Origin of the sequence: Streptomyces sp. ATexAB-D23 (genome assembly GCF_000373645.1) — a bacterium.
GTDB lineage: Bacteria > Actinomycetota > Actinomycetes > Streptomycetales > Streptomycetaceae > Streptomyces > Streptomyces castrisilvae.
This window is the reverse complement of the sequence record NZ_KB892076.1, coordinates 1-1,826: the sequence shown is the minus strand read 5'-3', so window position 1 is coordinate 1,826 and position 1,826 is coordinate 1. Positions and strand designations below refer to the sequence as shown.

The following is a 1,826-nucleotide window of genomic DNA, read 5'->3' as shown; positions in this document are numbered from 1 at the left end:
CTGTCCGCCGTCGAGCTGCGCAACCGGCTCGGCGCCGCCACCGGCCAACGCCTCACCCCGACCCTGATCTTCGACCACCCCACCCCCGGCGCGCTCGCCACCCATCTGCGCGACACGCTGCTCGGTACGCAGGCCGCGACCCCGGCACCCGCCGCCACGGTCACAGCGGGTGCCGGTGCCGACGACGCCATCGCCATCGTCTCCATGGGCTGCCGCTTCCCCGGCGGGATCACCACACCGGAAGAACTCTGGCAGCTCGTGAAGGGCGGCGTGGACACCGTCGGCGGCTTCCCGGAGGACCGCGGCTGGGACCTCGACGGCCTCTACGACCCCGACCCGGAAGCCACCGGCACCTCGTACACCCGGCAGGGCGCCTTCCTGCGTGACGCCGACACCTTCGACGCCGACTTCTTCGGCATCAACCCGCGTGAGGCGCTCGCCATGGACCCGCAGCAGCGCCTGCTGCTGGAGACGGCCTGGGAGACGCTCGAACGCGCCGGGATCGACCCGGACCGACTGCGCGGCAGCGACACCGGAGTCTTCGCGGGCGTCATCACGGGCGACTACGTGACCCGGCTGGACCGGCTCCCCGACGGCCTGGAGGGGTACGTCTCCACCGGCACCACCACCAGCGTCGCCTCCGGCCGGGTCTCTTACACCCTCGGCCTGGAGGGCCCGGCGCTGACCGTGGACACGGCCTGTTCCTCCTCCCTGGTGGCTTTGCATCTGGCGGCGCAGGCGCTGCAGCGGGGTGAGTGCTCGCTCGCTCTGGCGGGTGGTGTGACGGTGATGTCGTCGCCGGGGATGTTCGTGGAGTTCTCGCGGCAACGCGCCCTGTCGCCCGACGGCCGCTGCAAGGCGTTCTCCTCCACGGCCGACGGCACCGGATGGGGCGAGGGTGTGGGCCTGGTCCTGCTGGAGCGGCTTTCCGACGCACAGGCCAACGGGCATCAGGTGCTGGCCGTCCTCCGGGGTTCGGCCACGAACCAGGACGGTGCCAGCAACGGTCTGACCGCTCCGAGCGGCCCCTCGCAGCAGCGGGTGATCCGGCAGGCCCTCGCTGACGCGGGCCTGACCGGCGCGGACGTCGACGTCGTGGACGCGCACGGTACGGGCACTAAGCTCGGCGACCCCATCGAGGCGCAGGCCCTGATCGCCACGTACGGGCAGGAGCGCACTCCCGAACAGCCGCTGTGGCTCGGCTCGTTGAAGTCCAACATCGGGCACACCTTGGCCGCTGCCGGTGTCGCCGGCGTCATCAAGATGGTGCAGGCCATGCGGCACGGGGTGCTGCCCCGCACGCTGCACGTGGACGAACCGACCCCGCACGTTGACTGGGAGGCCGGCCCGGTCGCGCTGCTGACCCGGGAACAGCCGTGGCCCGAGCTGGACCGCCCGCGCCGCGCTGCCGTCTCGTCCTTCGGTTTCAGCGGTACGAACGCCCACGTGATCCTGGAACAGGCTCCCGGGGTTCCGGCGGCGGCGGACGAGCCCGACGTGCCCCTGGCCGAAGGGCTCGCGCCGTGGGTGATCGCGGCGAAGAGCCCGGCCGCTCTGCGAGAGCAGGCCGCGCGGCTCGCGGCGTTCGCCGACAGCCACCCGGACGCGGCGGCATCCGAGGTGGGTGCCGCACTGGTGGCCACTCGTACGCCCTTCGCGCACCGGGCGGTCGCCGTCGGCAAGGACCGCGAGGAACTGCTCCGGTCGGTACGCGAACTGGCCGCCGGCGACCAGTCCGCCGGCGCCGTGACCGGTGAGGTCGCGGGGGGCAAGACCGTGTTCGTGTTCCCGGGTCAGGGTTCGCAGTGGGTGGGTATGGCGGCGGG

The 1,826-nt window shown here is 72.7% G+C and carries 1 protein-coding gene; it reads left to right on the top strand.

Annotated elements, in window-relative coordinates:
- A partial coding sequence (locus B082_RS0132715; protein ID WP_018555998.1) for a type I polyketide synthase occupies window positions 1-1,826 on the top strand: 1,826 nt, incomplete at both ends.